Origin of the sequence: Streptomyces sp. NPDC058086 (genome assembly GCF_042885015.1) — a bacterium.
GTDB lineage: Bacteria > Actinomycetota > Actinomycetes > Streptomycetales > Streptomycetaceae > Streptomyces.
Genome location: NZ_JBHVST010000210.1, coordinates 1 through 7,344 on the forward strand (window position 1 = coordinate 1; position 7,344 = coordinate 7,344).

Annotated in this window: 10 protein-coding genes; 1 reads left to right on the top strand and 9 read right to left on the bottom strand. The window is 70.0% G+C overall.

Features of this window, described 5'->3' with window-relative positions:
• Positions 1–188 precede the first annotated feature (188 nt).
• From ACFVWD_RS56555 to ACFVWD_RS56580, 6 genes are all read right to left on the bottom strand, one after another.
• Positions 189–476, bottom strand: a complete 288-nt coding sequence (locus ACFVWD_RS56555) for a hypothetical protein (RefSeq protein ID WP_389606859.1) — start codon at positions 474–476, stop codon at positions 189–191.
• A gap of 96 nt (positions 477–572) precedes the next feature.
• Positions 573–1,292: a diguanylate cyclase domain-containing protein gene (locus tag ACFVWD_RS56560; RefSeq protein ID WP_389606860.1), complete on the bottom strand. Its 720-nt coding sequence runs from the start codon at positions 1,290–1,292 to the stop codon at positions 573–575.
• A 282-nt stretch (positions 1,293–1,574) separates the two neighbouring features.
• The gene (locus ACFVWD_RS56565; RefSeq protein ID WP_389606862.1) at positions 1,575–1,859 is read right to left on the bottom strand and encodes a hypothetical protein; all 285 of its coding nucleotides are present in this window, start codon (positions 1,857–1,859) and stop codon (positions 1,575–1,577) included.
• Positions 1,860–1,870: 11 nt separating this feature from the next.
• A complete protein-coding gene (locus tag ACFVWD_RS56570; RefSeq protein WP_389606864.1) occupies positions 1,871–2,071 on the bottom strand; it encodes a hypothetical protein in 201 nt (66 codons plus the stop codon).
• Positions 2,068–2,412 carry a hypothetical protein gene (locus ACFVWD_RS56575; RefSeq protein WP_389606865.1) on the bottom strand — a complete coding sequence of 115 codons (345 nt, stop codon included), beginning with the start codon at positions 2,410–2,412 and terminating at the stop codon, positions 2,068–2,070. Before ACFVWD_RS56575 ends, ACFVWD_RS56570 begins: the two co-directional genes overlap by 4 nt.
• A gap of 650 nt (positions 2,413–3,062) precedes the next feature.
• Positions 3,063–3,971: a GyrI-like domain-containing protein gene (locus ACFVWD_RS56580; RefSeq protein WP_389606867.1), complete on the bottom strand. Its 909-nt coding sequence runs from the start codon at positions 3,969–3,971 to the stop codon at positions 3,063–3,065.
• A 291-nt stretch (positions 3,972–4,262) separates the two neighbouring features.
• On the opposite strand from ACFVWD_RS56580, the gene ACFVWD_RS56585 reads away from it, so the two are divergent.
• Positions 4,263–5,378, top strand: a complete 1,116-nt coding sequence (locus ACFVWD_RS56585) for a serine hydrolase domain-containing protein (protein ID WP_389606869.1) — start codon at positions 4,263–4,265, stop codon at positions 5,376–5,378.
• Between the two features lie 217 nt (positions 5,379–5,595).
• Here ACFVWD_RS56585 and ACFVWD_RS56590 read toward each other — a convergent pair whose 3' ends face one another.
• From ACFVWD_RS56590 to ACFVWD_RS56600, 3 genes are read right to left on the bottom strand one after another with little or no spacing between them, the layout of a single operon-like run.
• Positions 5,596–6,117 (bottom strand): DUF6262 family protein, encoded by a 522-nt coding sequence (locus ACFVWD_RS56590; RefSeq protein ID WP_389606870.1) that lies wholly within the window; start codon positions 6,115–6,117, stop codon positions 5,596–5,598.
• Entirely contained in the window at positions 6,114–6,404 is a 291-nt protein-coding gene (locus ACFVWD_RS56595) for a transposase (protein ID WP_389606872.1), read from the bottom strand. The genes ACFVWD_RS56590 and ACFVWD_RS56595 overlap by 4 nt, the downstream gene beginning before the upstream one ends.
• Before the next feature lie 50 nt (positions 6,405–6,454).
• Positions 6,455–7,039 carry a hypothetical protein gene (locus ACFVWD_RS56600; protein ID WP_389606873.1) on the bottom strand — a complete coding sequence of 195 codons (585 nt, stop codon included), beginning with the start codon at positions 7,037–7,039 and terminating at the stop codon, positions 6,455–6,457.
• Positions 7,040–7,344 lie beyond the last annotated feature (305 nt).

Consider the following 7,344-nt stretch of genomic DNA (forward strand, 5'->3'; position numbering starts at 1 on the left):
TGCGGGCCAGGTCGTCCTTGCTGTTCTGGCCGTGCTCGTGGGCGAACCGGTCCGGGTTCGTGCGGCACGCCAGCGGGGCGTCGGTGTGGGGGAAGGGGATCCGGGGATCGGCCTCGATCGTGGTCGGGGCTTTGGCAGTTCGGCTCATGGGTGAGCGCTCCTTGCGGAGTGATGGATGCAGGGGGAGTTCAGGCGTGGTCGTCGTCGCGCTTGCGCTTGGGCTGGACGTCGGAGGCAAACCGGCCGAGCCGCGCTTCCACGGGATGGACGGTGATCCATTCCTCGGCGCACACCTTGTGCACGGGCTCGCCGTAGTGGGAGCGCATCGGGGTGGCCTTCTCGCACAGCACGCACGGCAGGTCCTGCCAGCGGTCGAAGTGCCGGGCGTCCCGCCAGTCCAGGAGGCCGCCGGGAGCCGGTATGAGGCCTGGCTCCCACAGCGGCGCCTTGCCGCGGCGGCGGGCGGGCGCGCTCATCCGACGGGCAGGTGGGTGCCGGGGCGGCCCGGGCGGCGCCCGTGGACCGTGGGCGTGTAGGCGTCCTGACGGGTCGCCGTGTAACCGCAGGGCTTCTCACGGGTCTTGACGCGGTACATGGCCATGTCCGCGCCGCGCAGAAGACGGGAAGCGCCGGCTGCGTCGGGCAGGTCGACGGCGCGGGCCGTGCCGATGGACACCGCCGGGCGCAGGATGTGCCCGTTGTGGTCGACGGGCTGCTCCAGCTGCTCGCGCAGCGACGCTGTCTCCCGGAGCGTTGCGGTGGGCGGCAGCAGGAGAGCGGCGCCGCATTTCGTCGCCCCCGAGGCGGGCGGCGAGCCCGCCGCGGGCGGCGGCCCATGCCCCGAGCCGGTGTCCGATAGCGGCGATGAGGGCGTCGCCGGCCGCATGCCCGAGGCTGTCGTTGACGGTCTTCAGGCCGTCGGCGTCGGCGATCAGGACGTGCAGCTGCTCGCGGTGAGTGCGGGCGAGACGCTCGACGCGGTGCGTGAGAGCGTCGCGGCCGGGCAGCCCGGTCAGCGGATCCTTGCGGGCGGCGTCCAGCTGGCGGCGCACGCGCATGTCGTCGGCGAGCAGCGCGGCCAGCGCGAGCGGCACAGCGGCCGCGATGATCAATGTGCGGGACCGCGGACGTAAGACTGTTGTGGCGGGCATGATGGCTCCTGTTCTCGCCCCTCGGGGCGGGCATGAGAGAGGCGCACCCCGGGCTGTCCAGGCTGTGGGGGTGCGCCTCTTGTTTTGATCATTCGATTCCGCCCTGACCAGGTGGTCGGGCATGCTGGATGGTGCTTCCATCTCGTGACGGGGAAGGGGAGTGCTCGGGGCGGTCGACGCGCCTTAGCCGATGCTGCGGCCGTCCCGGGGCCTACCGCCAGGCACCGATCCGCGAAGCCGGCCAGTCACCGGGCCGGTGAAGACGTGCACACCGCGCAGGCCGGTGGTGTTCCGTATGGGGACGTCAAGTTGTAGGGCAGGACCATGACGTCCAACTCCTCTCGCTGCTCATGTTGAGAGGCCACTGCGACCGCCCCGGCCCTGGTGGGTCCGGGACGGCACAGAGTGCGCGCAGCTCGCGGTTCAGCCGGCCGTCTCGATGCCGTCGCGCAGGTGGGTGCGCGCCCAGGCCAGCAGCGACGGCTGGTCACCGTCGGGGCTGGTCAGTGCGTCGGTGAGGTAGGTGACGGCGGAGTCCAGTTCCTCGCTGGCGTCCTGCCAGTTGCCGATGCTGGACGCGGCGAGGACGTCGCGGACTTCTTCGACCAGGCCGATGAAGGCGTTCGGGGTGGCGCCGCGCTGCGACTGGTCTCCGATGAGGGCAGCGAGGTCGGTGGCGAAGGTGTCGGTCTTGGTCTGGACGGCCATGGGGGCCTCCTTCAGTAGTCGAGCCGGATCGTGATCGGGGTGCGCGGGTCACCGGCGCTGGTGTGGACGGTGCGGCGGTGGGCGGCGAGGCCGGCGCCCCCGCCCTGGACGGGCAGGTGGCAGTCCGGGCAGCCGTGGAACCAGGCGTCACCGTCCGGGAGTCCGGCCGGGGTGAGCGGGTGCGGGGGCGGTCCGGGAGCGGCGCGGCTCACGCGCGGACCGCGTCCGTGTACTGCTCCTCCGGGTCGGCGCGGCCCTCGGGGTCGTCCTCCTGGTCCTCGCCCTCGGGCGAGCCGTGGACGGTGCAGCGCACGTCCGGGTCGTTCATCAGCTCGCCGGTCAGGGCGCGCAGGAGATCGGTCGCGTTGTAGACCGGCGCCCACGCCTTGCCTTCGCATTCGTCGTCGGCCGCGCAGCCCACCAGGGCCTCGAAGCCGACGTCGCCCGCACCGTCGATGTCGGTGCGCAGGGCGAGGTACAGGCTGTCCGCCCCGAGCCGGAGTTCGGCGACGCGGTCTCCGTCAGCGAGCTGACAGGCGTCGCGCCACGCCACATCGGCAGGATCTCGGGGCCAAAGGTGCGGCGGACCAGGAGCAGGTCGCCCAGGCCCTCACCGCCGTCCCAGCCGAGATCCTTGCGCCGGGCGTCGCTGACGCGTTGCAACAGCGCCTCCAGGCGGTGGATGTTCTCCGCGACAACGACGTGGTCGAATCCCTCGCCGGGCAGGCCAGAGAACGCAGTGACCATGGCGGCGTACTGCGCGCGGACGACCGGCTCGGGCACGCGCCGGTTCGCGGGCCGGCCTTCCTGGCGTTCGACGCACACCGGCAGTTCTCAGGAGGTCGCCGATCCTGAGGCAGACGCACAACGGAGTCTTCGCAGCTCAGTGGCTATGAGTCGGCACCGTAGTAATCACAACATGTGTGGCACAAGGCATATCGGCCGGCTTCACTCGTCCGTGGTCGCCAGTCGGCGGCTGCTGAAGGTGACGGCGGCTTGGCAGCACTCCGCTGACGACAAGCCGCCGCTGGTGCACTGTGGCTTCATGTGAAGGGGCTGGGCTCGGTTCTGTTTCACACGCCCTCGGCCGGGCTTCCCTTGCGGATTGATCATTCCACGGCCCCTTCGATGGCGGAGCCCGACAGCGTCTCCAGGGCGACGATTCGCTGGCTGTTTCGGTGATCCGGTTCGTCGGACAGCCGATCAAATCAATCCGGGGAGGTCCCGGTGTTCACGCACGGCGTTCCCACTGCTCCGCTCGACCGGGATCCACAGCTGGGAGTCGGTCTCCGCACCGACCTCCACCGGCTGAGTCCGCAGGAGCTCCGGACCTGTCCGGCTCGTGTACGGGTTCGAAGGGAACCATTGCGTGAACACGTCTCGCCACAGCTCCTGAAGGGCACTCGGATAGGGCCCGTGGTTGTCGAAGACCGCCCAGGTCCCGGCTGGCACGTCGAGGGCGTCGAGCTCCTCGGCTGCCACCTCGGGACCGGTCACCACGCCGATCCAGTAGTCCGCCTCGGCGCCCTCTTCCCGGCTGTCGGTCAGGTACACCACCGCCGACAGGATCCCGTCCGGCTCCTGGCCAGTCAGCTCCTTCATCCGCACGATTGCCTGCCTCTCCAGGCTTTCCAGGTGCGCCGCGGCGGCCGCGTTGACCCCCTCGTGCACGAGCCGGACTTGGGCCTTCTTGCCGAGGACTCGGAAGGACTCCTTCTCCACGATCCGGTAGCGCATGGTCGTGCTCCCTTCGACGACCACACGGAAGGACATACGCGGCTGTGCGGTGAGTACCGCGCCCGTGCGCCGGGCCTCACCAGGCCCGATTCCGTGCACCGACCGGAATGCCCGGGCGAACGCCTCGCCCGAGCTGTACCCGTACCGCACCGCAATGTCGAGCAGCGTCAGGTCCCCGGCCAGCACCTCGGCCCCGGCGAGCGTCATCCGCCGGCGCCGCACGTAGACCGGAAGCGGCATCCCGGCGAGCGCGGAGAACAGCCGCCGGAAGTGGTACTCCGACACCGCAGCGATCCGCGCCACCTCGGCCATATCGACCTCCCGGTCGAGGCAGGCCTCCAGATGGTCCAGCGCCTGATTCAGCCGCTCCAGCACGCCTATCCGCCCTTCCTTCCTGTGCCTCCACCATAGGAACGACCTTCCTGCCATCCAGCCAAACGCAGCCGCAGCGGCCGACACCCGAACCCAAGCCGGAGTCGCTCACTGCGCGCGGCGCCCTGACGGTCATCGGCGCTGCGATCTCGGGCGCCGGCCAGGCCATCGGCCGGCCGCGCGGCCGTCAGGCCGCGTTGCTGGAGTAGAGAAGATTTGATCGCGCCAGGCCCGACAAAACCGGTGCGGGAATTGTTGGGCACGAAGCCCTGGCGTTGCATGAGGCTTACGCCCATGACTGATGTTAAGGGGTTTTGCGAGCCGCGGTTCGAGGCAGTCCGGGCGGCCCTTGCAGCCTTGCTCAGCAACGACGACGTGGGTGCCTCGGCGGCTGTCTACGTTGACGGCGAGCCGGTGGTCGACATCTGGGGCGGGTACGCCGATGCGGACCGCTCCGTCGGCTGGGAACGCGACACCCTCACCGGCGTGAACTCGACGACCAAGAACATGACCGCCATGTGCGCGCTGATCCTGGCCGACCGGGGCGAACTCGATCTGTCCGCGCCGGTCGCCGCCTACTGGCCCGAGTTCGCCACGGCCGGTAAGGAGAACGTGCTGGTACGGCACGTGCTGTCGCACACCGCGGGACTGCCGGACCTGTCCGGGCCGACGACGGTCCAGGAGCTCTACGACTGGGAGAGCGTGACGGCAGGGCTGGCCGCGCAGGCACCCGAATGGGAGCCGGGAACGGCCGCCGGCTATCACGCGCTCACCTTCGGCTACCTCGCGGGGGAGATCGTCCACCGCATCACCGGCCGCAGTCTCGGCGAGTTCTTCGCCGAAGAGGTGGCCAAACCGCTCGGCGCGGACTTCCACATCGGCCTCTCCACCGAACATGACGACCGCGTCGCACCGCTCATCCCGCCGCCGTCACGGACCGACGAGTACACCGCCAGCGCGCCGCTCAGACCGGATGGCACACGCCGGGAAAACACCGGTGTGGCGATCCGGGTCAAGGACGCCAACTCCCTGGCCTGGCGCCGTGCGCAGATCCCTGCGGTAAACGGCTTCGGCAACGCTCGCTCCGTCGCCCTCGTCCAGTCGGTATTGGCGAACCATGGTTCGGCCGGCGGCGTGCGACTGCTGTCCCCCCAGGGTTGCGAGCCCGCATGGCAGGAGGTGTTCCGCGGTGACGACCGCGTGCTGGGCACCCCAATGTGCTGGACAGTGGGCTTCGGCAAGTTCGGCAACACCTTCGGCTGGGGCGGCTGGGGCGGCTCGCTGGTCGCGAGCGACCCCGACTCACGCATAACGGTGGCCTACGTCATGAACCAGATGATCGACCGGGACCGGCAGGAAGACAACCGCGGCATGGAGATCATCATGGCCGCCTACAGCGGACTGCAGTGACAACCCACGGGAGGGGGAAGTGCACGGACTTCCCGTTCTCAGTTCCACAAGTGAGCGGAACGTGCTCCTGGCCCCATACCGGCGGTCCCAGCGCGAGCACTCGGTCCCGCGCCCCGTTCCAGACGGCCATGGCTTCCCGTTGACCATGGAGGCCCTCTTCGCCGGGGACGTCATGGCCACCGGTAGCGAGGGTTCTCGATCCGCTATGTCCTCGCGCTCAATGGCCGGTGTTGAGTCGGCTGATCAACTGGCGGTTGGCGGATCGTGCAGCCTGTAGTTCCTGTTCTCGTTCGTCGAGTTGTCCGCTCAGCTCCCTGACCTGCTGTTCCAGTGTGGTGATGCGGTCCTTGAACTGTCCGATGTCGTCAGGTGCTCCGAGCCCGGACTCCCTCCACGTCTGCTCGCCAAGGAGTTCAGAGAGCTTGGCCTCCAGGTGGCGCATGCGGGTGGCGAGCCGGTTACCCCGGTCCAGTGCATTGGCCAGGTCTGCTTGAAGCGAGGCCCGGCTGACGGCGGGGCTGGTGTCGTTGCCGGGTGGTTCGGCGCTGGCGGCGTGGACCTGGGCGAGCAGGTCCTTGTGACGGTAGAGGAAGGCGCGGTCGACTCCGGCCTGCCGTGCGATGCCCGAGACGCTGATGGTCGTACCGTCCCGATTAGCGGTGTTGATCGCTTTGATGACGCGCTGGCGGCGGCGGGCTGAGTCGGCCTCGCGGCCCTCGATCAAGGGGTTGGTGTTCATGCGGTCCGGTTCGGTCGGATGTCGGGCAGGGGTTGGCGGATGCGGGGCAGGCCGAGGTGGACGACGCTGTTGCGGGCGCGTCGGACCAGGGCGGTGGCGTGGTCGATCTCAGCGCGTTCGTCGTCGGTGAGCTCGTCGACGGAGTCTTTGACGCGGCGGATCAGGCGGCGGACTCGGCTGATCTCGTCGTCGGAGGGCAGGGCCTCGGCTTTCGCCCAGTCGTCGGCGTCGACGGTGGCCAGGAGCCGCTCGCGGGTACGCAGCAGATCCGCGAGGTAGGCCGCCAACCTGACCGCAACCGCCCGCCGCCACGGCGTGCCCACAGTCGCGCTGCGGCTCACCGGCGGGCGCCGGGGCGGGTGGTGAGCCAGGTGGTGACGGCGGCTGCGCCGACACCGATCGCCCGGTGCAGGGCCGCATCAAGCTCCATCCACGCGCTGCCCGGCCCGGTCAGCTCCGAGGTGGCCTTGCCGTCGTCGTCGACGCGGGCGGCCTTGCAGTGCTCGATGTAGCCGGTCTTGCCGGCCTTCTTCGCCAGCCACAGCAGCAGGGCTCCGCGGTCGATCGCGGCGTGGGTACCGGCGTTGATGGCCGCGCCGGCGAGCAGCGCGGTGGGGGTGACGCGGTAGCCGAACGCGCGGGTGATCGCAACGGCCACCCCGAGCTGCACGGCGGTGTACGACGCGACGTGGCAGGCCACCGCGCGCCGGCCGAGGGCGCTGGTGGTCATGGTCGGGCGGGTGGAGTCCGGTGCGGCGGGGGAGCCGTCGGCGTGGACCAGGTCCTCGCCGTACAGGCGCTTCCGTGAAGCCGTCTTCGAGCCCTGGATCCAGTGGTCACAGGCGGGATGCAGCTCGCCGAAGGTGGCCAGCAGGGTGCCGAACAGGGCGAGACGCTCGGTGGTCAGGGGCAGACGGGGCATGCTGGAGTTCTCCCGATCTCGAAGGGGTGAAGGAGCGGGCGGCTGGCCCTTTGCCGATGCGCGGGCCACCCGCCCTGTCCTGTGTCACAACGGGGTTCGTCCGGTCAGGGATCAGCGAATTCGGTGCCGGTCACGCCGCGAGGTCGTGGCGTGAGTCGTGCACGTAGCTGGTGGGATCGGCCGGGGTGCCGTCGTGGCACTCCAGGCAGCTGCCGAGAGTGCGCAGTGGCAGGCAGTGGTGGTACCGGCGCCGGCACTTGGGGCAGCGGGTGCGTGCCTCCATCGCCCGGTCCAGCGCCCGCTCC